The organism is Cytobacillus sp. Hz8 (assembly GCF_042263505.1).
GTDB lineage: Bacteria > Bacillota > Bacilli > Bacillales > Cytobacillaceae > Bacillus_BE.
The window spans coordinates 12,184-36,855 of sequence record NZ_JBHKFI010000026.1 but is presented as its reverse complement, the minus strand read 5'-3'; the positions used below and the strand labels follow the sequence as shown (position 1 = coordinate 36,855).

Here is a 24,672-nt window from a genome sequence, read left to right as displayed (position 1 = left end):
TTCTTAAATTGACTTGCAACAAAACAAAAGGCTCCAATCTAACCTTTCAAAAATATGAAAAAAGAATCAATAAATTGTGTTAATTTCTTCACATTATTGAAACAGATTTTTCATTAAATTAACTTTACAATTTAATTAAGGACTTCTTTTAGCTGGAAAAAACATACATAACGAAAAGAAGTTGGACTTCATTAAGTGATGACGTTTTTTTGACTCAAAATATTTTGGAGATTGGGTGATAAAAGTATGCATGATTTAAAATCAAAAGGGGTTCATCCACATGGCCATCCACACGTAAGCAAGATGGATTATGATCAAAATCCTTTTATTGCTATTTGGGAAGTCACAAGGGCATGTGAGCTTAAATGTGTTCATTGTCGCGCAGATGCACAATTAAAACCACATCCAGATGAACTAACCCATGAACAAGGAATTCAGTTAATTGATCAAATCTATGAAATGAATAATCCCATGCTTGTATTTAGCGGTGGAGATTGTATGCTGCGTGAGGATATTTTTGACCTTGCCGATTATGCCGTTAAAAAGGGCATGAGGGTTTCCATGACACCAAGTGCAACCTCAAATGTGACAAAGGAAAGAATGATACGGGCAAAAGAAGTAGGATTATCTCGTTGGGGCCTGAGCTTAGATGGACCAACGCCTGAAATTCATGATCAATTTAGAGGAACTCCAGGATCTTTTGATTTAACCGTAGAAAAAATTAAATTCCTAACCGATTTAGGAATGCCTTTGCAAATTAATACGGTTATTTCTCGTTATAATTATGAATATCTAGAGCAAATGGCTGAGCTAGTAAAAGAATTAAAAGCAATCATGTGGTATATTTTCTTATTAGTTCCTACTGGCCGAGGTCAAATGAAAGATTGTTTAACACCAGCGGAACATGAAAAAGTATTCTTATGGCTTTATGAATTAGGAAAAACGGCTCCATTTGATATCAAAACAACTGCTGCACAGCATTATCGTCGTGTGGTTCTCCAGCAAAAAGCAAGAGAACATTTGATTGAAAAGGGAGAAATTCATTACGAGGATACGATTACGAGAGATAAAGCATCTATCATTGATGGATTAAAGAGGGCGCCTAAAGGGGTTAATGATGGTAATGGTTTTATATTCATTTCCCATACAGGGGATGTATTACCAAGTGGACTATTGCCGATAAAAGTGGGAAATGTAAAAGAAAAACCGCTTGCAGAGATCTATCGAGAATCTCCTGTGTTAAAAGAACTTAGAAATCCTAACCTTTATAAAGGAAAATGCGGAGTTTGTGAATTCCGTTTCGTTTGTGGAGGGTCTCGTTCTAGAACCTATGCCGTTACAGGGGATTACTTAGAAAGTGAACCGTTCTGTGTCTATATTCCTGAAGCGATGAGAAAATCATGAAATAAATTTGAATCTACAGGTCATAAAGAATGGATAGAAGGAATCTTATAGAGGGATTCCTTCTTTTTCTGTATGTGTATTGAAAGATTTTAGAAAAAATATTTCCATTTGAAAAGATAAAAAGATAAATTTTGAAATTTTGTCAAAAATATTTGAAGAAAATGCGAAATAATAAATAATATCTCCAAAGTGTTTACAGATTCTATATAATGGAATTGACATTGGGAGGTGCGAAAATTATGAATATAACCACGATTATTGAAATGGAAAATCGCGAGGTTGAGCAGATGGCAGGGGCGAAAATGGTTTTTGTGGAAGAACACATTATGGATGATGTGGTCGAAACATGTGTAAATGGATTTCATTCGGAAGAATCTGGCCAAATTGAGACAGAAGACGCTATGCAAGTGGTTTTTGAGAAGCTAAAGGATGAGGGAGTAGTCCCTAAAAATGTGAAAGATTTCTCCTATGAGCTTCCATCCTGTGGAAGAATCAAAACTCAAGATGATAACAGTGAAATTCCTCAAAAAGTCATAATCTCATACGTCGCATAAAAAGTCCTAAGCGATTAACATAAATAGAGAGGATAATATGGTTTCAAAACCATATTATCCTCTTTTTTATGTGGAAATTATTGAAGTATATTTGTATGCTGCATAGCTGTTTGATTTTGTTGCTGAATTCCCATTGTAGCTTGGGCATAGGTATTTACCATGGCTACTGCATCTTGTTGATCGAATTGTGGAACTTGGTAATAGCGATTCTTGTTTTGATACAAGAAAATTTCATATGCCATTTCAAGATAGTTCGGAATGCTATCCTGAAGTACTCGTCTTGCCACAGGGTTATTAACTTCTCCAGCAACTTTTGCCATATCTCCAGCGATGGTTTTCATACTTGTTAACATATGAGAAGAAATGCACTCATCGCTAATTTCTGATACGGATGTGGCTGGATGTTTTGGCTGAGAAGGAGTTAATCCATAAATAACATCATTTGACTGTGCCATTTTATAGCTCGTCGTTGGTTGCGAAGGATCTTTTCCGGTTTTAAAGCTTTCAACTAGTGTGTTGTATTGATTGGTAATAAATTGACGCTGACGTTGAATCATATCCTTTAATACCGGATCTTTAGCATGTTGATCAAACATGAGGTAGGAATCTAAGGCAATAATGGTTCCCCCGAGCACTTCATGGATATCAAGAATTTCATGAGCACCATGATTTAAATTAGGTGAAATGTTCTCTGAAGTCATATTTGCCATTGATTGATTATTATTAATTTGTTGTTGCATTGCTCTACCCCCTACCTATATTTTGTCGGCATTTGCCGTACAAATATATTATGGTTAAATGCCATTAAAGAAATGCCAATTAGTTATCGTTAATAGAGACAGATGATGGATGTTATGCCATTGTTAAAAATCGTAAGTGAATGAAAATGTAAATGAAAGTTAGTAAACAAAATTCCTCATTAAATTAGCTCATTTCTGTATAATAAGTTTTAGACTGATTATAGGAAGTGAACTTGTGAAAAAAAATATTGGATTTATTGGCTGTGGGAAAATGGCACAGGCTATGATTGAAGGGATTATTAAATCAGAAAAATGGCTGCCGAGACAAATTAAAGCCAGTGCTAAAACGGAAGATACTGTTGAAAGTGTGAAGAAACGATTGAATATATCGATATCGACCAACAACATGGAAGTGGCATCTTGGGCAGATATATTAATCTTGGCTGTTAAGCCCAACCTTCATGCTGAAGTGATTCAAGAGCTAAAAAATGAAATAAATTCAAGCACAATTGTTGTAACGATCGCTGCTGGCTTAACCTTAAATGACCTTGAGCAGGCATTTGCGCAAGAAATGAAATTAATACGAGCAATGCCTAATACACCATCCCTAGTTAGAGAAGGGATGAGTGCCATTTGCGCGAATCAATTTGTTACAAAGGATGAAATTGATATGGTTTCCTCTCTCTTCGAGTGCTTTGGAAAGGTGGAGGTTGTTGAGGAAAGATTAATGGATGCAATCCCGGCTATAAGTGGATCTTCTCCTGCTTATGTATACATGTTTATTGAGGCATTAGCGGATGGCGCAGTTAAACAAGGAATGGTAAGGAGCATGGCTTATACTTTTGCCGCTCAGGCAGTATTAGGAGCTGCAAAAATGGTTCTAGAAACACAAAAGCATCCGGGTGAGCTAAAGGATGAAGTATGCACTCCGGGTGGAGCCACCATTGAGGCGGTTGCCTCATTAGAGAAGAATGGATTTCGATCAGCGGTGTTAATGGCGATGGACAGTTGTACAAATAAAACAAAAAATTTAATTAAGTAAGGAATGAAGGGCCAGTCAATTTCTTTCTAGAGAATGGCTGGTCTTTTTGTTGAAAACTATATGATCTTGTAGAAGAAACTTTCCTTCTTAGGAAGAAATTGAATAACTGAGAAATGTGTCGATTTTATTTTTTTACACAAAATAATTGCATACCTATAGGGGGTATGATAAAAATATAGTATAGAGATTCACAGATGAATGATCACGTGAATTTTCCGACGTCATTTATCAAGTCCAACATCGATATAGTTCTTATATTCTTTAACGATACAAGGAAATATAGAAGAAATAACCTATATTTCAATCTTTCATCTTAGGAGTCACGATAGAAAGGGAGATAAAGATGAGCCAGGGAGCAAAGGAAGCAAGCCTACAGATTACAGGTATGACTTGTGCGGCTTGTGCAGCAAGAATTGAAAAAGGTCTTAAGCGGATGGATGGAGTTGTTCAGGCAAATGTGAATTTAGCATTAGAAAAAGCAACCGTAGCATATGAACCTGAAAAGACATCTCTTCCCGCGATTCAAAATAAAATACGAGATCTTGGTTATGATGTATTCACGGAAAAAGTTGAATTAGACATCATCGGCATGACATGTGCGGCTTGTGCAACGCGGATTGAAAAAGGACTGAAAAAGCTTGAGGGAGTATCTAAAGCAAATGTGAATTTAGCTTTAGAGAAAGCAACGGTTGAATATGATCCATCGAGCACAAATGTTCAACAGTTGATTAAAAAGGTAGAAAATCTCGGATATGAGGCAAGTAGAAAAGAAGCTGGGAAAGAACAAGAAATCGCTGATTACCGGGAAAAGGAAATTCAGAATCAAAAAAGAAAGTTTATTTTTTCATTGATTTTATCGTTTCCATTACTATGGTCGATGGTTAGTCATTTTAAGTTTACTTCCTTTATTTATTTACCAGATATATTAATGAATCCATGGGTACAGTTTGCATTTGCCACCCCTGTACAATTTTGGATAGGAAGGCAATTCTATGTTGGAGCGTATAAAGCATTGAAAAATAAAAGTGCCAATATGGATGTCTTAGTGGCATTGGGGACATCCGCTGCCTATTTTTACAGCTTATACTTAACCATTCAAACAATTGGAACTATGCATCATATGGTGGATTTATATTTTGAAACGAGTGCTGTTTTAATAACCTTAATCATTCTTGGGAAACTATTTGAGGCAAAAGCAAAAGGAAGATCCTCTGATGCAATTAAAAAATTGATGGGATTACAGGCCAAAACAGCAACTGTAGTAAGAGAAGGAAAAGAAATGGAAGTTCCACTTGAGCAGGTACAAGTTGATGATATTGTTCATATTAAACCCGGTGAAAAAGTACCGGTTGATGGAAAGATTGTTGAGGGAAGATCAGCAGTTGATGAATCCATGTTAACTGGTGAGAGTATTCCAGTTGATAAGACGATTGGCGATTCTGTGATTGGGGCAACAATCAATAAGAATGGATTCTTGAAAATTAAGGCCACAAAGGTTGGAAAGGATACAGCTTTAGCTCAGATAATAAAAGTTGTCGAGGATGCACAAGGCTCAAAAGCGCCTATTCAACGATTAGCTGATCAAATTTCCGGCATTTTCGTACCCATTGTGGTAGGAATTGCGCTTTTAGTTTTTTTAATCTGGATCATTTGGGTAACACCAGGGGATTTTGCGGAAAGCTTGGAAAAATTAATTGCCGTTCTAGTCATTGCTTGTCCTTGTGCACTCGGACTTGCTACACCAACCTCCATTATGGCAGGCTCTGGCCGTGCCGCAGAATTTGGAATTCTCTTTAAAGGTGGAGAGTATCTTGAACTGACGCATCGAATTAATACGATCATTCTAGATAAAACTGGAACGGTTACCAATGGGGCACCGAAATTAACAGATATTATCCCTGCGCTAGGACAAAATGAAACAGATTTTCTTAGTTTGGTGGGATCTGCAGAAAAGCAATCGGAGCATCCGTTGGCTCAGGCAATTGTCGAAGGGATAAAGGAAAAAGGCGCCAATTTCAGTGCAACGGAGGAATTTGAAGCAATTACGGGCTTCGGTATTAAAGCAATAGTCAATCAAAAGCTCATCTATGTTGGCACGAAGCGGTTGATGAAAGAAAAGGGAATAGACATAAGCGTTGGACTAAATGAGATGTCTGCACTAGAAAGTGAAGGAAAAACAGCGATGCTTGTTGCGATTGATGGTTTATATGCCGGAATCATTGCTGTAGCTGATACGGTGAAGGATACGTCTAAGAAAGCAGTGCAACGACTTAAAAACATGGGGCTTGAGGTTATCATGATAACGGGAGATAATGTCCAAACAGCTCAGGCAATAGCAGCTAAAGTCGGTATTGATTCAGTCATCGCTGAGGTTTTACCAGAAGGAAAGGCAGAGGAAGTTAAAAAGCTGCAGAATCAAGGAAGAAAGGTAGCAATGGTTGGGGATGGCATCAATGATGCTCCGGCGTTAGCATTAGCTGATATTGGGATGGCGATTGGAACAGGTACCGATATAGCCATGGAGGCAGCAGATATTACTTTAATTCGCGGTGATTTAAATAGTATAGCCGATGCCATTTATATGAGTAAGAAAACCATTACCAACATTAAACAAAATCTTTTTTGGGCATTTGCCTATAATTCCATTGGAATCCCTGTGGCTGCCTTCGGTTTATTAGCCCCATGGTTGGCAGGTGCGGCAATGGCATTTAGTTCTGTGTCTGTTGTACTAAATGCGTTAAGACTGCAAAGAGTAAAACTATAATATTAAAGGGATGGTTTTTTATCGGGTCTTGTTGTAATAGCAGTGGACTATTTATGTTCGCTGCTATTATTTATTTAGGAAAAAATAGTATAGGTTATCTAAGAGGAATTGGAATGAAGGGAAAATTGGTAGAATGCACGGATTGAGTGGAAAGGGGGAAAATAGGGGATTTTTAATAATAACTTTTGAATCAACATGAGTAACTTTGACCTGACTGAATTGCAGCACTAGTTATTCTTTTTTTTATGGAAATCCATAAGATTCTGAAAAAGACTGACTCGTTGGAGTCAGTCTTTTCTCTATTCCATCATCTTCACTAATTTTCTGGAAATTAAGACTAATATAAATCCTAAGACAATTGCCATCATCCCAATTAGGCTAAATACTTCAAAGTAACCTAGAGATTGAGTGACGGATGCTAATTGACCTGCAAGAATATTAGCTATTCCACTTCCTGCTAACCAAACACCCATTAATAAAGATGCAAGCTTCACAGGGGCAATTTTACTAACTAATGATAAACCAATTGGAGATAAGACTAGTTCTCCGAATGTGTGCAATAAGTAGGTTATGACAATGACCATCATATTGGCTTTAAGGGTAATATTGCCTTCATCACTACCCGTTTTTAATACAGCAATCAATAATACCATGTAACCTAAACCAAGAAAAATCATTCCTAGTCCCATTTTAGTTGGTACTTTAATGTCTCCTCGTTTGCTGTTTGCTAGTCTAACCCATAATCCTGAAAGTATTGGAGCTAGAATGACAATAAATAATGGATTTAAAGATTGGAACCAAGCAGTAGGTACTGTCCAGCTACCAATGCTTCTATCAACAAAACGATCGGTATATAGAGTTAATGAGCTACCTGCTTGTTCGAAACCTGCCCAAAAGAAAATAACAAAAACTGTAATAATAATGACAACAGCTGTTCTTTGTTTTTCTTTTTTGGTTAACGGATGATTCGCTGATTCGGTGGAATTAGTTCCTTTCGTTGCTTGTCCAACCGGAGCTATTCCAATATCACCTAAATAACGATTACTTAATAAGTTAAAGAGTAATTGTCCAATAATCATACCTAAAGCAGCAACTAGGAATCCATAGCGGAATTCAGTGAATAGTCCAACAATAAGAGGTGAGAAGAAGGCACCGATGTTAATACCCATGTAGAAAATGGTGAAGGCTGCATCGCGGCGATGATCATTTTCTTCGTAAAGCTCTCCGACCATCGTAGAAATATTTGGCTTAAAGAATCCATTTCCGATTATCAAAAGTGCTAAACCTAAGTATAATGCCCAATGGGTTTGACTTGCAAATAATGCAATATTCCCAAGAGCCATCGTAACTCCACCAATAGTGATAGCTTTTCTTCTTCCAATGTACCGGTCTGTTAACCATCCACCCACCATTGGTGTTAAGTAAACAGCACCAGTAAAGAATCCATATAGACTCATGGCAAAGCCTTCCTTCATGGCTAAACCGCCATCAATCAAGGAAGAAGTTAAATATAATACCAAAATTGCTCTCATGGCATAATAGCTAAATCTTTCCCACATTTCTGTAAAGAAAAGAAGATATAATCCAGGAGGATGTTTTTTTCTGGCTTTTTCTTGCTCTTTAGCATTTAATGTCGCTTCCATCGTAAACCCCCTAATTTATTTTTTTAGAATATGTTAATAATTTTAATTTACTAATAAATAGTTGGTCAATAGTTTGAGGAAAAGTAAAAATAGTAGATATGTTAGAAATAAAGAGAATAGTGCATGTTTTAAAATATATTCCATTATTCAAAATAAAATAATTTGGTAAATTATAGGAGAAACAAGAAAGAAGTTAGTATTGAAATAACGATTTTTCCCTATTCTAGAATAGTAATTTTAACAATTTTATGTCCAAAATACAATGGAATTTTCCATTTTTTATCCGCATATTAAAAAAAATAGGAAAGGTATCCAATTGGATACCTTTCCTATTTTTACTATCTAATAGTTTAAATTTAAAATAATAAATTTAATAATAAATATATTAACGCAGATACAAAGGCAGAAATTGGAAGTGTTATAACCCATGTAATGAGCATTCTTTGTGCAGTACCCCATTTGACACCTTTAAGGCGGTGGGAAGCTCCAACTCCTAAAATCGAAGATGAGATAACATGGGTTGTACTAACTGGTAAATGGATGAAGGTAGCACCAAATATAATCATGGCACCAGTTAAATCGGCTGCAACCCCGTTTACTGGACGAATTTTCATAATTTGTCCACCGACGGTTTTGATGATCTTCCAGCCACCAACTGAGGTTCCAAATCCCATGGCAGTCGCACATCCAATTTGAACCCATATAGGAATATCAGATGTATGGATATAGTTATTAGAAATTAAAGCCATTGTGATAATACCCATTGCCTTTTGGGCATCATTTGTTCCATGTGTGTATGCCTGAATAGCAGCTGTTCCAATTTGGAAGAAACGAAAATTTCGATTGGTTTTGGATAGGTTATGATTTTTAAAGATAATTTTAAAAATACTATAGACAATATATCCAGCAACGAAAGCTAAAATGGGAGAAATGATTAGCGCTTCGATAATTTTGATAAATCCTTTGTAGTTTAATGCGCCAAAACCAGCTGCAGCAATGGCTGCTCCGGCTATAGCACCTATGATGGCATGTGAAGAACTGGATGGTATGCCAAAATACCAAGTAATTAAGTTCCATAGTATAGCAGCAATAAGTGCAGCTAAAATGACGGTAGATCCATTATGTAAGGTAAAAGGATCTACAATATCTTTTGTAATTGTTTGAGCAACACCGGTAAACGTCATAGCGCCGAGAAAGTTCATTGTTGCCGCCAAAATAATAGCATGTCTTGGTTTTAAAGCCTTGGTCGATACGGCAGTTGCTATCGCATTAGCTGTGTCATGAAACCCATTGATAAAATCAAATGCAAAGGCGCCTATCACAATCAACAAGGTGAGAATTAATAAAGCATCCATTTTTCTTAGGCTCCTTATGCATTTTTCATGATAATTGATTCTAAGGTGTTTGCAACTTCTTGGCAGCTATCCGCGATATCTTCCAAGCTTTCATATATTTCTTTATACTGAATGATTCGAATCGGATCTTTTTCCACAGTAAATAGATTTTTAATGGATTGACGTTGAATGCCATCACATTTTGATTCGTAATCTTTAATTTTAATTGCATTTTCTCTAATTTTTTGCAGTTTTTTTGTGCTTAGTAATTCAACAGATGTTTCAATTTCATTTGTACAGTTGCGAATCGCTTCGACAAATTTCAGCATAAACTCATCTGCTTGTGTGATATTATACATTTCAAATAATGCAGAAGTGTGCTCTAAACCATCCAGTACATCGTCCATACTCATGGTAAGCTGTAAAATATCCTCACGTTCAATTGGAGTGATAAAGGCATTATTTAACTCTTTGATCATTTCATGAACAAAAGAATCACCTTTGTGTTCATAATCTTTCATTGTTTCTGAAAAGGTTTTAAGATCGGATACATTTTTTAATTTATAGTCAGCAAAGAAGTTTGCCCCTTCTTTTAAATTGGTCGCAATATTGCTCAATAGACCAGAAAATTTATCCTTTTTCTTGAAAGCCATGTTTTTTACCCCCAATAAATTATCCAAAGAATGATAGGACTTTAAAGACCAAAGAAAATTGTATACGAAAATGCTTATAAAGGAAAAGTGTTTTAAGAAAACTTTACATAAACTTTACATAATCTTTACAAAAAGTCCAATTAAGGATAATAAGTATTTTATACAATTATACGAATTGAATTCCCGTTATGAATATTCCCACACTAAATAAGATATTTTATGAATAAGTTCACAAAATAGTTGTAATTATCTGTAAATAATATTTAATTTAATTATATAATAATTATCAAAGTTATGATGAATTAGGAAAATGTCGCGACAATAATTCATTTAACTGCAACAATGCCTTTCTACGTTCAGAAATAACAAAACGGGGGGGATCTTTTGAAAAAGTTAATTCTAGTATTTTCCGTTATTTTAGGACTATTTTTACTTGGTGCATGTGGGAATTCAGATAAAACCTCATCAAATCAAGATAATCAAAAAGCGGATAAAGACTTGGAGGCAGCAAAGGCAAAATTTGCACCGCTCGGAGATATGCCAATTCCAGATGATAATGCATTGACAGATGAAAAGATTGAATTAGGGAATAAGCTGTTTTTTGATCCAAGACTTTCTGGAAATAACAAATTAAGCTGTGCATCCTGTCACGCAACGGGAGCTGCTTTTGGTGATGGTTTAAAAACGTTCATTGGATTTAATGGATTTAAGGGTCCAAGGAACAGTCCAACCATTATCAATGCAGGATATTACGAGGACTATTTTTGGGATGGTAGAGCTGATAGTTTAGAAGCTCAAGCATTAGGACCAATTCAGGCTGAGCATGAAATGAATTCAAATCTTGACCAGCTAATTAAAGAATTAAATGGTGTACCAGCTTATGTAAGTGATTTCAAAAATGTTTTCGATGATAAGATTACAGCGGATACGATTGCTAAAGCCATAGCTTCATTTGAAAGAACAATTGTCATTAAGGATACTGCTTTTGACCAATATCTCAAAGGTGATGATAATGCTATCTCTGATGAAGCGAAAGAAGGAATGAAAGTATTTGCCGGCAAAGCAAATTGCATTTCCTGTCATGCTGGTGCAACTTTGTCTGATAATAGCTATCATAATTTAGGCATGACTGGAGATGACGGCCGTTTTGCTGTAACGAATGATAAAGCAGATAAAGGGAAGATTAGAACTCCTGCTTTGCGCGGTGTAGCTCATACGGCACCATATATGCATGATGGAAGTTTGGCAACGTTGGAGGATGTTGTTAACTATTATAATCAAGGAGGAGGAAACGACACAAACAAGGATTCCTTAATTCAGCCTCTAAATTTGACCGATGAAGAGGTTTCAGCACTTGTTGCCTTTTTGGAAAGTATGAGTGGGGAAGTGCCTGAAGTAAGCAAATCAGAAATACCTCTATAAAAATAACTATAAGAAAAGCTAGCCTCTCCTTTGTGAAGAAAGGTTAGCTTTTCTTTCGGTGACGTTATATGAAGAGCTATTTGGATAGCTAGAATGAACTCCAAAGTAATTAAATCTGAATCAAATGTTACGATAAGAGATTAAAATGTTTTTTTCAAAAAACAACAATCTTTGAGGAAACAGCGCATTCTTTAGGAAAATGTTAAATTGTTCACATAATATTTATAATTAGTAAAAGATAGTATTAAATTTAATTATATAATAATAATCGAAGTTATATTAAAATTATGATAATGTCGCGACCTATCATTTTTTTATTCATATATTTGGAGTGGAGGGATGAAGGAAAAATTATTAGGGAACTGTCTAGATTTGGAGGAGCCTTTATTTTTTTGATTATATGAAACGAGATTTTTAGCCCCGGACATGTTCACACCATAATATTATTAGGACAATAGGATGGAGAAGAAGATCGTTCAAAGGAATTTATACCTTTGGACAATTGAAACAAAAGGGGAATAATAGATCGAATCATATCCAAAAGAGGCTATATATAAATCAAAAAGCAAACCCATCATTTCTGATTGGTTTGCTTTTTTTTCTTCTATCGATTCTTCTTATAGATCATAAGGGTCAATTTCTTGAAAAATAGGTGGTTCGTCGAGAAACGGGGCATGACAAACGATTTCTTCCATGGTAAAAGGATGAAGAAATTCCATTTTTACAGCGTGTAATGCTGGTCGGAGGAAAATCGGTTGTCCCCCGTAAAGATTGTCCCCAACCAATGGGTGACCAATATGACTTAAATGAACCCGAATTTGATGTGTCCTACCGGTATCAAGGCTACATTTAATCAATGTCGTATTCTTCTTTATGTCTTTTTTTAATACTTCAAAATGAGTAATGGCATCTTGCCCACTTGGAGATACTCTTCTTCTCGTTGGATGATGACGATCACGACCAATTGGAAGATGAATCTCTCCTTTCTTTTGTTTCAATAGTCCATGAACTAATGCGAGGTACGTTCGTTTAATTTCTCTTTTTTCAAGCATGCCATCAAGCATTGAACCCATAAGGTCATGTTTTGCAAAAAGAATTGCTCCTGTTGTATCTTTGTCTAACCTATGAATATGCTTTATTTTCCGAGCCTCTCCTTGTGCTAAAAGATGATAGGCAACTGCATTTGAAAGTGAATCTGTTTCCTCAGGGGAGTTAGGATGGGTACTCATATTTGCAGGTTTATTAACAACTAGAAGATGAGAATCTTCATATATTATATTCAAATCCTTATAAAAGGGCACCAGATTCATTGGAATATCAATAAAAAGTTGTATTTGAAGTTTGTCGTGAGCGTTCAATTCTTGCTCCCAATTGGCCGATTCTCCATTAAGCCTGACTTGTTTGTTCATTCTCAGATAGTGTATTTGCTTTTTGGGGGCCATCCAAATTTCTTTAAAAACTTTTGTAATCGTATGCCCTTGCCAATTCTTTGGAACAGTTAGTTCAAACCATTCCCCTTTATTTTCTGTATGAATCACGGGTTAAATCTCCTTTTTTTTCATTCACTTGTCTATAATGAATTCCACCTATTTAATTAGAAAAATATGTCTATGTCGTGGGTATATTTACCACCGTTTCTCTTTAGTAATATATGTTATTCTATTTTATATAAAAAGGTATATAAATGATATAAGGATTCTTTTTAAGGGTGGGTTTGTTAGTGAAGGTCGTTTATGCATCTACTCCAGATCAAGAGAATAAAGTGAAAGAACTTATTCAGGAATATTATACAAGTATTTTTCCCCTTTATTTTTCAGATGAAGATATTAAGGAATTTGAGCGTTTAAAGGTGTTGCAAACATCAACTCGGCATTTTGAATATTTTGGAACATTAAAGGAAGCTTTTCAGGTCATTGCGAGCCTAGAAACCATTAAATACATTTTATTATCATGTGATGAAAAAGAAAAGTATGAAGTGATTTTTTATCGAAATATTGAAATACTTAATGATTTTGGATTATCATTTCCTTTTGAATTTCATCAATTCTTAGATTCAAGGCATGTGAAAAATGGTACATTTAGTATTTATACAAAAGCAGATAATGAACTTTTAATATAAGAAGCAAAAGGGGTATCCCTAAAGTATAACCTTTAGGGATACCCCTTTTGTTTGGTTCTATTAAATTGTCTGCTGATTTCCGTTCTATGTGCTTCACTTTCTGTGGGTGTGACGGGAAGTCTCCCCTGCCCTGTATTCCCTCAAAAGTCTTCGGATCTTCCACTTCAATCAACTTAAACGAAAAAAATTAGTTTTTATCTATTAGTATTGTATCCAATAAATCAATCTAAAGAACAGGGTTGAACTCTAAAAAATAGTTTTTAGAGTTCAACCCTTTTTTGTTTCTTTTACTTACTATGCTCATTAAACCACTTCTCAAATTCTGCTTTCTCGTGGTAACCGATAATTCTTGCTGTTTCTTTTCCATTTTTATATTGAACAATAGTTGGAGTTTCCTCAACGTGATAGTCATCCCAGCCTTGATCAAATTCTAGCAGATTGTATTGAACTAAATTAATCCCCATCTCTTTTGTTAAAGGTGCGACAACTGGAGTAGTTCTTTGACAATGAGGACAAGTTGGACTGTAAAAATAGACAGTCACATCTTTCTTTTCTTTTAATTTCTTTGCTAACTCGTCAGGTAAAATAAGATTTTGATAATTAGGATCATCTAATTGATCGACGGTTTCGGGATGTAAATTATCTTTTCCATATGGATTTTTTTCTGACACTTTTTCATCTTTTTGCATTTTCGTTAAAAGTCCAACGGTTGCAAATAGTATAATAATGACTGCAAGGAAGATAATGATTTTTTTCATCTACTGTTCTCCTCTCGAATTTCTCCAAATTACCAGGCTGCAAATGAAAATGATCATAAAGGCGATTAGTGCTAAAAAAGGAATGGTGACAAATCCAAACCAATTAATATATTGTCCGGTGCAGGGAACTCGTCCACATGCGGGTGCGGATTCAGCCAGTATGGATATTTTTTGGAGTGAGTAATGATATAAAGAAATACATGCTCCAATCAAAGATAAAATCATCGAATAAAAAGAAATTCGGAAATCTTTCTTTACAACCGCAATTCCTAAAATCACCACGAATGGATACATCAAAATTCTTTGATACCAGCAAAGTTCACATGGCTCATATTGGCGAATTTCAGAAAAATAAAGGCTACCAAACATAGCAATCACAGATGCTGCCCATGCCAAAAAGAGCAGATTTTCCCGCTTGTCCTTATTTGATGGTTTCATATTAGACTCCTTTTAGTTATTATAGAATTGACAATTCATACAGATTATGGATTAATATCTATTTTAAAAATTATGTAATCCCTATATAATTACTAAGAAAAAGAGTTGCATTATTCAAATATATTACCACAGATTTTGTAGGGAATATAGTAATAAGCTATTCGCTTACGGACAAACTATGTCTTTTTTAAGCGTTTAATTTATATATTAGATAGAAAAGAAATTACATGGGAATAGGAGGAGTAGCAATGGCTTGGATCAATAAAATGAAAAGATGGCAGCAATTTCATGATTTAGATAAAGAATTAAAATTGGAATTAGAATCTCTTCTCTCAGATGAAAAATTCCTTGAGGATGCTTTTTATAAGGACTTGGAATTTGGCACAGGTGGCATGCGCGGGGTAATAGGTGTAGGGACAAACCGTATGAATATCTATACAGTTCGCAAAGCTTCGGCTGGACTTGCAACTTACATACAGTCCTTTGGAAAAGAGGAAAAAGCTAGAGGAGTTGTAATCGCTTATGATTCCCGCTTCAAGTCGCGTGAATTTGCAATGGAAGCGGCCAAAACATTGGCTACAAAAGGAATTCAAACCTATGTTTTTGATGAACTCAGACCAACTCCTGAATTATCTTTTGCGGTTCGCTTATTAAATGCCTTTTCAGGAATTGTGATAACCGCAAGTCATAATCCGTCCGAATACAATGGTTTTAAGGTATATGGGTCAGATGGTGGACAATTTCCTCCTCTTGCAGCTGATGTTCTTATTTCGATGGTGAATGAAATAGAGGATGAGCTCTTAATTGAGGTAAAAGATGATATGAGCTTACGAGAAAAAGGATTGATCCAAATCATTGGGACTGAAGTTGATCAGGCCTATATTGAAAAGCTCAAATCCATTTCGGAGAATCCTGATTTGGCTAATCAATCAGATATTCAAATTGTCTTTACACCGTTACATGGGACAGGATATGCCCCTTTAAAAAATGGACTGAAAGCTCTGAATTATCGTCATGTTCATGTTGTTTCTGAGCAAGCAAAGCCAGATCCTAATTTTTCAACCGTGAAAAGTCCTAATCCAGAAGAGCATGCTGCATTTGAACTTGCGATAAGAAAAGGAATGGAAGTCCAAGCCGATTTATTAATTGCGACAGATCCTGATGCGGATCGCCTGGGTATCGCTGTTAAGAATCATGAGGGCGAATATGTTGTGTTAACCGGGAATCAGACGGGTGCTTTGCTGCTCCATTATCTATTAACGCAGAAGCAACAAAAGGGTACGCTTCCAACGAACGGGGTCATGCTAAAAACGATTGTCACATCCGAGTTAGGCCGAGTGATTGCTTCTTCCTATGATATTAGAACAGAAGATGTATTGACGGGTTTTAAATTTATTGCAGAAAAAATTAAGGAGTTTGAACAGTCTGGTGAGTATTCATTTCTTTTTGGCTATGAGGAGAGCTATGGTTATTTAATTAAAGATTTCGCAAGAGATAAGGACGCGATTCAAGCAGCATTGCTGGCTACTGAAGCCTGTGCTTATTATAAATTAAACGGAATGTCCTTGTATGAAGCACTGATGTCTATTTTTGCCCGATATGGATATTATCAAGAGGGTCAGCGTTTTTTAACTTTAAAAGGAAAAGAAGGGGCTGAACAAATTGAAAAATTATTGGCGTCATTTCGCGATCATCCTTTAGAAATGTTAGGGGAAAAGAGCATTATTCAAAGTGAGGATTATTTCACAAGTAAACGTCTGACCAAAGGAAATGATTGGGAGGAAATTCATTTACCAAAATCAAATGTAATTAAATATTTCCTTGAAGATGGAGCTTGGATTTGTATTCGACCATCGGGTACAGAGCCTAAAGTGAAATTTTATTTTAGTGTTCAAAGCGACTCGTTGGATAGTAGCAGGCAATCATTACAAATGATTGAAAATCAATTTATAGATGAAATCCAATTAAGGCTAAAGAATATTTCAAAATAACTTCATTCATCCTATTTATCCCGCCTTAACGGGCAGTAAGACCCCTACCTCAAGATTCTGCGTATGCAAAGAAGATAGGTGGGGGATCAACTGCCCGTAAAGGTCCGACGACGGACAGGATGTCCTAGTCAGGCGAAGCCACAGGACGTGGCGTTATGAGCGTGATTGGTTCAACTAACCATCAGTGGGGGATGAAGAAAACCCCCACTGATGGAAGTTTCACTTTATTTAATGAAAAAACACGGCGCTAGCGCCGTGTTTTTTTTCATTAGTGGAATTCTTTGTGTTAAGTTGTGTGGCAATATATGGTCTCTTCCAGTTCATCTTCTGATGATTCATTTGCATGGTCAATGTATCGTAGTAGAGAATATAAACTTTTTTCAATGACAGAATAGTCTTTTTCAAAATTATAGGCATGCAGGAAATGCTCTATTTTTTTTGAAAGAAAATGGTCTTTTGTTCGTACCATGAGAATTAATAAATTGTCCCATTCAGATCTATGTGTATAATACAAAGCTCGATCATAATCCATTTTATTCATTTTTGTTTTCTCCTCCTTTTTAAGGAGTTGAAAATAGTATATGAGGAATTTTAAAAAAAACATACAGTAAATGTTGGTCTTCTTGATTTAATCATGTTCTCAGTTATTTCCAGAATAAAATGGCCCAAAATAAGCAATATTAAAAGCGCAAAAGAAGGTATAAAGTGAAACTTCCATCAGTTGGGGGTTTTCGACGCACAGGACGTGAAGTGTGCAGACGTTGCGATTGACGTCGCACTTTTAGTCTGTCATTCATCCCCCACTGATGGTTAGTCACGCAAAGCCTGATTGATTTTTCTAAGGGCTGAAGTTCAAAGAAAAATCTTATTTCTCTTATCAGTCCTTTACGGACAGTTGATCTCCCACTTATCTTCTTCGTATTCTCAGAATCTTGAAGTGGGAGTCAAAATGTCCGTTAAGTGTGGGATAAATGAGGTATGTGATGAAAAAGTGTTATTTCTTGCTTGTTCTTTTATTTCTTTTAACTATACCAACTCCTACTAAAGGGGAATTGGTTAATCCCAATCAAATCTATTCATTTTCTCAATTAGAAACAGACCTTAACCAATTACAATCTAAATATGGTAAGCATATTCAGGTGAAATCAATTGGAATTTCTCACTATGGAAGAAATATTTGGGCAGTAAGGCTTGGAAAAGGAGAGCAAAATATTTTGATGATTGGGGCTCATCATGGAAGAGAGTGGCTCACAACCTCTATCTTAATGAAAATGATTGAAGAATACGCTAAAACCTATGAGCAAGGAGACGAATACGGGGGAAATTCTCTTCAACTTCTTGATCAAGTTTCGATTTGGTTTGTTCCCATGTTAAATCCAGATGGAGTTATGATTCAGCAAAATGGATTAGATGAATTTTCCTTTTTTCGACGCTGGCTGCTAAAAAGAATGAATGATGGGTCATCTAATTTTTCAAGATGGAAGGCAAATGCAAAAGGAATAGATTTAAATCGACAATATCCAGTCGGGTGGAAGGAACTTGATAGTGGACCTAAGACTCCTTTTTATCAATTTTATAAAGGGAAAAAACCACTGGCGGCAAAGGAAACGGTAGCGATTACTAAATTTACGAAAAAAATAAAACCTACGATTGCCGTGGCTTATCATTCCGCTGGGAGAGAAATATTTTGGAACTATAAAAATGGCAAGAATTTCGAAAGAGATCGAAAAATTGCGGAAAAGATTGCGCAGTCAACTCAATACCGTTTGAGTCAGCCACCAAAGATAGCAACAGGTGCTGGATATACGGATTGGTTTATTACAACCTTTCATCTTCCAGCTATGACGATTGAAATTTGTCCTTATACGAAAGAAACAAATCCCCCATTAACCTACTTTGAAGAAGAATGGAAGCGCAATCAGTATGTGGGGATACTTTTAATTGAAGAAGCCTCAAAGCTAATATCAAAATAAAACTAGGAGGACATGATGAAAAGGATTTCCATTTTATTATCTATTGTCATTAGTATCTTTTTAATTTTTCAATCAGGGAATGGGCATGCACAAAAAACCGATTATGAAAAATACGGAAGAATTGCGATTTCAGTTGTCAAAGAGGATTATCCTGGTAAAGAAGTAGTGGAATATCAATACATGGGGAGACAAAAGGTTTCAGCTACAGAAGTAATGGACTCTTTTCGTTTTGAGGTACTTGAAAATAAGAAGCCGAAATTTGTGATCGTAAAAATTATTCATAATCTAAATAATCAAAAGTTGTTAAACCTTTCAATAGAAGAGCAGGAAAAATAAGAAGAAAAGATACAAAAGAAGGTTGAGATGTCATCCTTCTTTTCATTTTGTTGAAAAAAGAAACAACTTCTAACTTCATAATTCATCATTTTCTCTTTGCCCTCATACATTGTGATAAGAACAAAAAGGGGGAAGATGCTAATGCCTAAAGAAAATCCGAATGCTCTACAGCGTGCTATCGAGGAAATTACCGAAATTGCTGATCATTTTGGATTAGATTATTATCCGATGAGATATGAAATTTGCCCTGCAGACATTATTTATACATTTGGCGCTTATGGCATGCCCACCAGATTTAGCCATTGGAGTTTTGGAAAACAATTTCATAAGATGAAAATTCATTATGATCTTGGATTATCCAAAATATATGAGCTTGTGATTAATTCCAATCCATGTTACGCCTTTCTTCTTGATTCAAACTCGCTCATTCAAAATAAATTAATTGTTGCCCACGTTTTGGCCCATTGTGATTTTTTCAAAAATAATGTTCGTTTTCAAAATACGAAACGAGATATGGTGGAAAGTATGGCAGCAACGGCAGAACGGATTCGAAAATATGAGATTGAATATGGAAAACAGGAGGTAGAGACGTTTCTGGATGCTGTGCTCGCGATTGAAGAACATATCGATCCATCCTTGATGAGGCCTAAGCTTTCATGGAGCTTGGAGGATGACCAATACGAGGAGGAAGAATCCGTACAATCCACTCCATATGATGAACTTTGGAATTTAGATGAATCGGATCATCAAGCAAAACGGGAAAGAAGAAGAAAGGTGAAAAAATTTCCGCCGCATCCAGAAAAGGATGTGTTATTATTTATTGAATTTTATAGTCGTGAATTAGCGGATTGGCAGCGGGATATATTAACCATGATGCGTGAAGAAATGCTGTATTTCTGGCCACAGCTTGAGACAAAAATTATGAATGAAGGCTGGGCGTCTTATTGGCATCAAAGAATTCTGCGTGAGATGGAATTAACCTCATCGGAATCAATAGAATTTGCAAAACTGAATGCAGGAGTTGTTCAGCCTTCTCGTACAGGGATTAACCCATATTATTTAGGTCTAAAGATTATTGAAGATATTGAAGAAAGGTATAATAATCCGACTGAAGAAATGAAAAAACATGGAGTAAAACCAAATTCCGGTCGAGAAAAAATCTTTGAAGTCCGTGAAATTGAATCGGATATTTCCTTTCTTCGTAATTATTTAACGAAGGATTTAGTTTATCGGGAAGATATGTACTTATTTCAAAAACAGGGCAAGGATTATAAAATTGTGGATAAAGCATGGGAACAGGTAAGAGATCAGCTAGTCAGCATGAGAGTTAACGGCGGTTTTCCATATATTACTGTGAACGATGGAGATTATCAAAAAAATGGAGAATTATATCTAAAACATTCGTTCGAAGAAATTGAACTGGATGTGAAATATTTAGAAAAGGTCCTTCCTTATATTTATCAATTATGGGGCAGAGGAGTTCATCTCGAAACTGTGATTGAAGGGAAGGTTATGTTATTCACCTATGATGGAAAGAGCATTCATCGGAAGTATCTATAATGATAGAAAAAACAGGGGGATCTCCTGTTTTTTCTTTTTAGAATAATGGCATTTCGTTTTCACCATAATAGAATCAAACAGCATGCGATGAGAAAGTTTAGTTATCTTTTTTTATTTATATTTTAATTGACATAAATACCGATGGGGGTATATGATGATGAATATAATCAGGTGAAAGAATCTAGAAGGAGGGAATATGTTGGAATATGATGTAAAAATGAAAAACCGCGTAAAACGAATTGAAGGTCAATTGCGCGGGATATTACGGATGATGGAAGAAGAAAAGGATTGCAAGGATATTATTACCCAGTTGTCTGCAACAAGAAGTGCCATTGATCGTACGATCGGGGTTATCGTTAGCTCCAATCTAATTCATTGTGTGAGGAATGCAGAAGAGCATGGAGATCATCAAACAGAAGAAATAGTGAAGGAAGCTGTTAATCTTCTTGTAAAAAGCAGGTAATTTATTTTGGTTGTTGCTTTTACATTAAATAAGTTGGAACAACTTTGGATGAAATGAAGGGCATTGTGATGGATTTGAGAATAAAAAAGGAGCTTTCGCGCATAAATCAATCATTTCGCGAACAAACTGAATTTTTCGCTCACATTTCATAGAAGTCGCGAGTATTTTTCCGAACTCGCGAATAAAAAGGACGTTCGCGAAAAAAAATTCAATTTTCGCGAATAAACAGGTGCACGCCTCTTAATTGAATAAATTGAAAGACCATAGAGTTCGAATGAGGGGCTCATTCAAATTGCTTGAATGAAGCGAAAAGCAAGCAATTCTAAACTTCGTTAAGAGATTGTAAGGATGTTCTAAAGTAACAACAATCATTAAGGTTGTTTTAATGCATTTAGGAAAAAGAAATTTTTATAACTGGTGGGAAAAGGCGAGGTTGTTGTCACCACCTTTTTATTTTGTTATATTAATACCTTAAGGGGTATAAGAGCAAACTTATAGGGGGATATGATGATGAAACAAGTAACGGCAAAAGAGGTTGAAAACTTAATTAATGAAGGAAAAAGATTAAATATTATCGATGTTCGTGAGGTAGAAGAAGTGGCTACAGGGAAAATTCCCGTGGCAGAAAATATACCATTAGGTTTACTTGAATTTCGATTACATGAATTAGATAAGTCAAAGGAATATACGATTGTCTGTCATTCTGGTGGAAGAAGCGCACTTGCCACACAATTTTTAGAAGGTCAGGGATATAAGGTCATTAATATGCTCGGTGGAATGCTTGCTTGGGAAGGGGAAGTTGAGTAATACCTGTTATATATCAAGAAAAACCGCTAATAATAGCGGTTTTTCAAATTTTGGGAAGTTATTCTGTTTTAGGAGACTGTCGTTTAAATTTAAAGATGAATACAATGTAGGCTAATATTGCTGAGATCACCAAATATCCTATTAAGACAGCGATATTCGACCATACAATACTAAAATTCCCCAATGTAATAATATTTCTAAACCCTTCAATTGAGTAGGTTAAAGGTAAATACGTACTTAATTGGCGCAGATTTTCTGGCAACATTTCGATTGGAAGACTTGAACCAGTAGTTGATAATTGGAGAACAATAAAGGCTAACATAATAAATCTACCAATGTTCCCACCAATTGTGACAAAGAAGAAGACAATCATTAGAAATGTTAAGCTTACGCCAATGGAGAATAGCACAAATAATAAAGCGCTTTCAACTTCGAGTTTTAGAAAGATTAAGGAAAATAATGAAATAATTATGCCTTGAACGATAGCTAGTAATGCTAGATTCATCAATTTACCGGAGAACCACGAAAAACTAGATGCAGGTAATAAAGCAGGTTTTTGGAATTCCACAACAAAAGACATAATGATAATTCCAACAAATAAGGCAAGAGATAAAATATAAGGAGCATTGGAATCTCTGTAGAATGGATATTTATGAATAACATCTCCTTTAAATTCCACAGGTGTTGCAAACATCGTCATGTTATCCTCATTAGGTTTTAATTGACTTGTTTGCTCGGCCCCATCCTTTAAGCCAGAAGCTAATTCATTGCTGCCTGTTTTTAAGTCAAACAGCCCATGATCTACTTGTTTAACTCCGTCCGTTAATGTGGACCAGCCGACTCTAACAGATTGATTTCCATAACTGACTTGCCCCATACCATCATCAATTTTTGAAGCACCAGCAGATAATTGTTTCCATCCATTGTTTACAGATTGATTTCCTTCGCTGACTTGGGTTGAACCCGTGTAAAGTTTAGCGGCCCCAGCTGTAAGTGACTTCCAACCGGTTTCAACAGTAGCATTCCCACTGGAAACTTGGCTTGCACCTTTTGCTAATTGTTTCGCTCCATCGTTTAACTGTGTTTGCCCAATGACGAGATCTTTAATCCCTGCGTCTAATGTTTGTGCACCAGGAGCTAGCTGTTGGATTCCTCCATCGATTTTTTTCGCTCCATCCTTTAATGAGGTCATATTAGTTGATAAATTATCCATGCCACTAGAAAGCTGAGCGCTATAAGCAAGCAGTTTTTTGACATCAGGGTTATCCTTTAATAAAGGGTGATTGGCAAGTTGAGCAATTCCGTCATTAATACCATTTGCAAGTGCTGCTAATTGCTTCGCTCCCTCTTCAGCATTTCCAGTACCATCGGCAAGGCTCTTTGTTCCAGGTGCTAATTGTGATAATCCACCATTTATTTGAGAACTTCCAACTTGAGCTCGTTTTAATCCATCAAGTACTTGATCTGAGCCACTACTTAAACCTTTAGCACCTTTTTCTAATGATTTTGCTCCGTTTGCCAATTGTGAAATGCTATTTGATTTTTCTTTCAGATTTTCAAGCATTTCACCTGTGCCACCTTTTAATTCAGTTGATCCAGCAGCAAGTTTGGCAATATCTCCTTGCTTTGATGTTATATTAGATAATAATTCACCTGTTCCTGCCTTAAGCTCTTTTGAGCCTTCAGCAAGTGTTCCAATATCATCTGATTTTTCATTTAGCGAGGTTAAAATTTGGGAAGTTCCATCTTTGAGTTTTGTAGAACCATTGTAGATTTGCTCAGATCCATCAGCCGCTTCTTTAAATCCATTTGCCACACCACCAAGTTGTGAGAAGATATTTTTGGCATATGTTTCTGTAACTTGATTAGCTAGCTGTTCTCGAAGCTGATTCATGGCATTATTTGTAACTTGGGCTGCCATGAAATGTAAACCTTCATTTTGAGTAAATTTAAGCTCAGCTTTTTTGGGTGATGAATCTAAGACCGTCGTAATATTTTGCGAGAAGTTTTCGGGAATTTCGATTACGAGGTAATATTTCATGTCCTTCAAGCCCTGCTTTGCTTCTTCTTTCGAGACAAAATCCCAACCTAATGAGTTACTCTTCTTTAAATCGGTGACTAAATCGTTCCCAACATTAATTTGTTCTTCACCAGAGGCTGCTCCCTTGTCTTCATTGACAACTGCGACTGGAAGATTGTCGAGATGATCATACGGACCCCATCTTGGAGATAAGATAATGGCCGCATACACAACTGGGATGAGCAAAACAGCAATAACAGATATCAGCACTCCTTTCTTCTCTTTGATTTTGGCAAGCTCAGCCAAAAACAAATGTAATGATTTCATACATTCTACCCCCATGTTTTTAATAAAATGCCTATTAAGATGAAAAAATGAATAGTCATTCATCTTAATATTCTTTATATTCTGACTTCTACTAAGATAATCCTCCTATTTTTTAAAAAAATTTCTATATAATTACAATTAATATAGTAAAAAAATATAGCAAACTAGGAAAATGATCCTTGCTTGCTATATGAGTATCTGCTATTTAATTTGGTCAAGAAGTAAAAGTTCAAGTTTTTGTGAAAAATGATAATTGAGAATGGAATGATTTTAGAAAAGTAAAAGTTTGAAAATTATTTTAATCATAAATGATTTTCCGCAATT

General features: G+C 35.7%; 21 protein-coding genes. 12 read left to right on the top strand and 9 right to left on the bottom strand.

Annotation, left to right across the window (positions count from 1 at the left end):
• The first annotated feature begins 246 nt into the window (after positions 1–246).
• Together ACE38V_RS21365 and ACE38V_RS21360 are read left to right on the top strand one after the other, a co-directional pair.
• A complete protein-coding gene (locus ACE38V_RS21365; protein ID WP_375844564.1) occupies positions 247–1,404 on the top strand; it encodes a TIGR04053 family radical SAM/SPASM domain-containing protein in 1,158 nt (385 codons plus the stop codon).
• Positions 1,405–1,643: 239 nt separating this feature from the next.
• Positions 1,644–1,958: a hypothetical protein gene (locus tag ACE38V_RS21360; protein ID WP_375844562.1), complete on the top strand. Its 315-nt coding sequence runs from the start codon at positions 1,644–1,646 to the stop codon at positions 1,956–1,958.
• A 77-nt stretch (positions 1,959–2,035) separates the two neighbouring features.
• Here the strand turns inward: ACE38V_RS21360 and ACE38V_RS21355 are convergent, their stop codons facing one another.
• Positions 2,036–2,698, bottom strand: coding sequence for a spore coat protein (locus tag ACE38V_RS21355; protein ID WP_375844560.1), 663 nt, complete (start codon positions 2,696–2,698; stop codon positions 2,036–2,038).
• Positions 2,699–2,933: 235 nt separating this feature from the next.
• Here ACE38V_RS21355 and proC point away from each other — a divergent pair, with 235 nt between their 5' ends.
• Positions 2,934–3,740, top strand: a complete 807-nt coding sequence (gene proC / locus ACE38V_RS21350) for a pyrroline-5-carboxylate reductase (protein WP_375844558.1) — start codon at positions 2,934–2,936, stop codon at positions 3,738–3,740.
• 343 nt (positions 3,741–4,083) lie between these two features.
• Positions 4,084–6,504, top strand: a complete 2,421-nt coding sequence (locus ACE38V_RS21345) for a heavy metal translocating P-type ATPase (RefSeq protein WP_375844557.1) — start codon at positions 4,084–4,086, stop codon at positions 6,502–6,504.
• A gap of 299 nt (positions 6,505–6,803) precedes the next feature.
• On the opposite strand, the gene ACE38V_RS21340 is transcribed toward ACE38V_RS21345, so the two are convergent.
• The 3 genes from ACE38V_RS21340 to ACE38V_RS21330 all read right to left on the bottom strand — a co-directional run bounded on the left by ACE38V_RS21340 (position 6,804) and on the right by ACE38V_RS21330 (position 10,134).
• Complete coding sequence (locus tag ACE38V_RS21340) at positions 6,804–8,147, bottom strand: peptide MFS transporter (RefSeq protein WP_375844556.1); 1,344 nt, start codon at positions 8,145–8,147, stop codon at positions 6,804–6,806.
• A 356-nt stretch (positions 8,148–8,503) separates the two neighbouring features.
• Complete coding sequence (locus tag ACE38V_RS21335) at positions 8,504–9,502, bottom strand: inorganic phosphate transporter (protein ID WP_375844554.1); 999 nt, start codon at positions 9,500–9,502, stop codon at positions 8,504–8,506.
• A 14-nt stretch (positions 9,503–9,516) separates the two neighbouring features.
• On the bottom strand, positions 9,517–10,134 hold the full coding sequence (locus ACE38V_RS21330; RefSeq protein ID WP_375844552.1) for a DUF47 domain-containing protein: 618 nt from the start codon (positions 10,132–10,134) through the stop codon (positions 9,517–9,519).
• Between the two features lie 384 nt (positions 10,135–10,518).
• Between ACE38V_RS21330 and ACE38V_RS21325 the strand changes: the two genes are divergently transcribed.
• A complete protein-coding gene (locus ACE38V_RS21325; RefSeq protein ID WP_375844549.1) occupies positions 10,519–11,556 on the top strand; it encodes a cytochrome-c peroxidase in 1,038 nt (345 codons plus the stop codon).
• A 617-nt stretch (positions 11,557–12,173) separates the two neighbouring features.
• Here ACE38V_RS21325 and ACE38V_RS21320 read toward each other — a convergent pair.
• Positions 12,174–13,094, bottom strand: a complete 921-nt coding sequence (locus tag ACE38V_RS21320; protein WP_375844546.1) for an RluA family pseudouridine synthase — start codon at positions 13,092–13,094, stop codon at positions 12,174–12,176.
• 182 nt (positions 13,095–13,276) lie between these two features.
• Here ACE38V_RS21320 and ACE38V_RS21315 point away from each other — a divergent pair, with 182 nt between their 5' ends.
• Positions 13,277–13,675: a YhcU family protein gene (locus tag ACE38V_RS21315; RefSeq protein WP_375844543.1), complete on the top strand. Its 399-nt coding sequence runs from the start codon at positions 13,277–13,279 to the stop codon at positions 13,673–13,675.
• A gap of 287 nt (positions 13,676–13,962) precedes the next feature.
• Here the strand turns inward: ACE38V_RS21315 and ACE38V_RS21310 are convergent, their stop codons facing one another.
• Complete coding sequence (locus tag ACE38V_RS21310; RefSeq protein ID WP_375844542.1) at positions 13,963–14,433, bottom strand: thioredoxin family protein; 471 nt, start codon at positions 14,431–14,433, stop codon at positions 13,963–13,965.
• Entirely contained in the window at positions 14,434–14,871 is a 438-nt protein-coding gene (locus ACE38V_RS21305) for a disulfide formation protein C (protein ID WP_375844540.1), read from the bottom strand.
• A 248-nt stretch (positions 14,872–15,119) separates the two neighbouring features.
• Here ACE38V_RS21305 and ACE38V_RS21300 point away from each other — a divergent pair, with 248 nt between their 5' ends.
• The gene (locus ACE38V_RS21300) at positions 15,120–16,862 is read left to right on the top strand and encodes a phospho-sugar mutase (RefSeq protein WP_375844538.1); all 1,743 of its coding nucleotides are present in this window, start codon (positions 15,120–15,122) and stop codon (positions 16,860–16,862) included.
• Between the two features lie 286 nt (positions 16,863–17,148).
• Here the strand turns inward: ACE38V_RS21300 and ACE38V_RS21295 are convergent, their stop codons facing one another.
• Positions 17,149–17,403 carry a YhdB family protein gene (locus tag ACE38V_RS21295; RefSeq protein WP_375844536.1) on the bottom strand — a complete coding sequence of 85 codons (255 nt, stop codon included), beginning with the start codon at positions 17,401–17,403 and terminating at the stop codon, positions 17,149–17,151.
• A 442-nt stretch (positions 17,404–17,845) separates the two neighbouring features.
• Between ACE38V_RS21295 and ACE38V_RS21290 the strand changes: the two genes are divergently transcribed.
• The 5 genes from ACE38V_RS21290 to ACE38V_RS21270 all read left to right on the top strand — a co-directional run bounded on the left by ACE38V_RS21290 (position 17,846) and on the right by ACE38V_RS21270 (position 22,001).
• Entirely contained in the window at positions 17,846–18,835 is a 990-nt protein-coding gene (locus tag ACE38V_RS21290) for a M14 family metallopeptidase (RefSeq protein ID WP_375844534.1), read from the top strand.
• Between the two features lie 15 nt (positions 18,836–18,850).
• On the top strand, positions 18,851–19,171 hold the full coding sequence (locus tag ACE38V_RS21285; protein ID WP_375844532.1) for a DUF3889 domain-containing protein: 321 nt from the start codon (positions 18,851–18,853) through the stop codon (positions 19,169–19,171).
• Between the two features lie 141 nt (positions 19,172–19,312).
• The gene (locus tag ACE38V_RS21280; protein ID WP_375844530.1) at positions 19,313–20,731 is read left to right on the top strand and encodes a SpoVR family protein; all 1,419 of its coding nucleotides are present in this window, start codon (positions 19,313–19,315) and stop codon (positions 20,729–20,731) included.
• A gap of 199 nt (positions 20,732–20,930) precedes the next feature.
• The gene (locus ACE38V_RS21275) at positions 20,931–21,194 is read left to right on the top strand and encodes a metal-sensitive transcriptional regulator (protein WP_375844527.1); all 264 of its coding nucleotides are present in this window, start codon (positions 20,931–20,933) and stop codon (positions 21,192–21,194) included.
• A 510-nt stretch (positions 21,195–21,704) separates the two neighbouring features.
• Entirely contained in the window at positions 21,705–22,001 is a 297-nt protein-coding gene (locus ACE38V_RS21270) for a rhodanese-like domain-containing protein (protein ID WP_375844525.1), read from the top strand.
• A gap of 58 nt (positions 22,002–22,059) precedes the next feature.
• Here the strand turns inward: ACE38V_RS21270 and ACE38V_RS21265 are convergent, their stop codons facing one another.
• The gene (locus ACE38V_RS21265) at positions 22,060–24,348 is read right to left on the bottom strand and encodes a YhgE/Pip family protein (protein WP_375844522.1); all 2,289 of its coding nucleotides are present in this window, start codon (positions 24,346–24,348) and stop codon (positions 22,060–22,062) included.
• Positions 24,349–24,672: the final 324 nt, after the last annotated feature.

What these genes read in the sequence shown, in the direction of transcription:
- ACE38V_RS21365 (WP_375844564.1), top strand. Translation starts at nt 247, where the DNA reads ATGCATGATTTAAAATCAAAAGGGGTTCATCCACATGGCCATCCACAC.
- ACE38V_RS21360 (WP_375844562.1), top strand. Translation starts at nt 1,644, where the DNA reads ATGAATATAACCACGATTATTGAAATGGAAAATCGCGAGGTTGAGCAG.
- ACE38V_RS21355 (WP_375844560.1), bottom strand. Translation starts at nt 2,698, where the DNA reads ATGCAACAACAAATTAATAATAATCAATCAATGGCAAATATGACTTCA.
- ACE38V_RS21345 (WP_375844557.1), top strand. Translation starts at nt 4,084, where the DNA reads ATGAGCCAGGGAGCAAAGGAAGCAAGCCTACAGATTACAGGTATGACT.
- ACE38V_RS21340 (WP_375844556.1), bottom strand. Translation starts at nt 8,147, where the DNA reads ATGGAAGCGACATTAAATGCTAAAGAGCAAGAAAAAGCCAGAAAAAAA.
- ACE38V_RS21335 (WP_375844554.1), bottom strand. Translation starts at nt 9,502, where the DNA reads ATGGATGCTTTATTAATTCTCACCTTGTTGATTGTGATAGGCGCCTTT.
- ACE38V_RS21330 (WP_375844552.1), bottom strand. Translation starts at nt 10,134, where the DNA reads ATGGCTTTCAAGAAAAAGGATAAATTTTCTGGTCTATTGAGCAATATT.
- ACE38V_RS21310 (WP_375844542.1), bottom strand. Translation starts at nt 14,433, where the DNA reads ATGAAAAAAATCATTATCTTCCTTGCAGTCATTATTATACTATTTGCA.
- ACE38V_RS21305 (WP_375844540.1), bottom strand. Translation starts at nt 14,871, where the DNA reads ATGAAACCATCAAATAAGGACAAGCGGGAAAATCTGCTCTTTTTGGCA.
- ACE38V_RS21300 (WP_375844538.1), top strand. Translation starts at nt 15,120, where the DNA reads ATGGCTTGGATCAATAAAATGAAAAGATGGCAGCAATTTCATGATTTA.
- ACE38V_RS21295 (WP_375844536.1), bottom strand. Translation starts at nt 17,403, where the DNA reads ATGAATAAAATGGATTATGATCGAGCTTTGTATTATACACATAGATCT.
- ACE38V_RS21290 (WP_375844534.1), top strand. Translation starts at nt 17,846, where the DNA reads ATGAAAAAGTGTTATTTCTTGCTTGTTCTTTTATTTCTTTTAACTATA.
- ACE38V_RS21285 (WP_375844532.1), top strand. Translation starts at nt 18,851, where the DNA reads ATGAAAAGGATTTCCATTTTATTATCTATTGTCATTAGTATCTTTTTA.
- ACE38V_RS21280 (WP_375844530.1), top strand. Translation starts at nt 19,313, where the DNA reads ATGCCTAAAGAAAATCCGAATGCTCTACAGCGTGCTATCGAGGAAATT.
- ACE38V_RS21270 (WP_375844525.1), top strand. Translation starts at nt 21,705, where the DNA reads ATGAAACAAGTAACGGCAAAAGAGGTTGAAAACTTAATTAATGAAGGA.
- ACE38V_RS21265 (WP_375844522.1), bottom strand. Translation starts at nt 24,348, where the DNA reads ATGAAATCATTACATTTGTTTTTGGCTGAGCTTGCCAAAATCAAAGAG.